We start from the raw sequence: 1,215 nt of genomic DNA on the forward strand, positions 1-1,215 counted from the left end.
TGACGTCCCCCCGAAAAACTTGGCCATTCTAAAGTAGAAAAATCGGGCAATTATTGATAACTTAAAACAAATAATTGCGATGAAAAAAAGCAAATTTACGGAGGCACAGATCGTATTTGCGATCAAACAATCAGAGACAGGCGTTGCTGTTTCTGAGGTTTGTAGAAAAATGGGGGTTAGTGAAGCTACTTTCTACAATTGGAAGAAAAAGTATGGCGGCTTAGGGGTTACTGAACTTCGAAAGTTAAGGCAATTAGAGGAAGAGAATTCTCAGTTAAAAAAGCTGGTTGCCGATCTAAGTTTAGATAAGCATATGCTACAGGAGGTGTTAAAAAAAAAGCTTTAAGGCCAACTCAGTTGAGGGAGTTGGGCAAGACCTTAATCCAAGACTTTCGTATATCACAAAGACGAGCATGCCGAGTAATTTTACAAAAAAGGACAACTTTTTTATATCAGGCAAAACCCAGGGATAACCGAATGTTGACATTAAGGATCAAGGAAATTGCAGTGATTAGGTTGCGATATGGTATGTGGCGGATCTTGACTTTACTGAGAAGGGAAGGCTGGAAAGTTAACCATAAAAGAGTTCACAGGCTATACAAGCTTGAGAACCTTAACCTCAGAAGTAAACGTCCAAGGCGTAACCGAGCCGGTTCACATCGGCTTGATCGTGAAGCCGCCACCAGTTTACATGAATGCTGGAGCATGGATTTTGTGGCTGATCAGCTCTTTGATGGCAAGAAATTCCGCACCTTAAATATAGTCGATAATTACAGTAGAAAATGCATGGATATCTATGTTGAACAGGGAATAAAAGGTGATCAAGTAGTCGAGGTTTTAGAATCTATTCGGATCAAAAAAGGAATTGTCCCAAAGAAAATAAGAGTTGATAATGGCAGTGAGTTTATTTCAAAGGCTTTGGATAAATGGGCATATGACCAGAGCGTAATTTTAGATTTTTCCAGACCGGGAAAACCAACAGATAATGCGTATATTGAGTCTTTCAATGGGAGTTTTCGAGATGAGTGCCTAAATACAAATTGGTTCTTATCTATGGAAGATGCCAAAGAAAAAATAAAAGAATGGCGCAATGAATATAACTCATTCAGACCCCACAGTTCACTGGGTGGCTTGACTCCGAATGAGTTCATTGAAACCTTAAATTTAACGCCCGATTCTCTAGTTTTAAATGGCTAGTTTTTGGGGAGGGGCTCA

Annotated in this window: 1 protein-coding gene; it reads left to right on the forward strand. The window is 39.5% G+C overall.

Features of this window, described 5'->3' with window-relative positions; genetic code table 11:
* The first annotated feature begins 79 nt into the window (after nt 1-79).
* Nucleotides 80-1,197 (forward strand): IS3 family transposase gene (locus tag H7U22_RS22760; RefSeq protein ID WP_379016116.1). Its coding sequence is split into 2 segments (ribosomal slippage): nt 80-341 and nt 341-1,197, totalling 1,119 coding nucleotides; the frame shifts between segments, so codons are not numbered across the junction.
* Nucleotides 1,198-1,215: the final 18 nt, after the last annotated feature.

The sequence above is a fragment of the Pedobacter fastidiosus genome (genome assembly GCF_014306625.1).
Lineage (GTDB): Bacteria > Bacteroidota > Bacteroidia > Sphingobacteriales > Sphingobacteriaceae > Pedobacter > Pedobacter fastidiosus.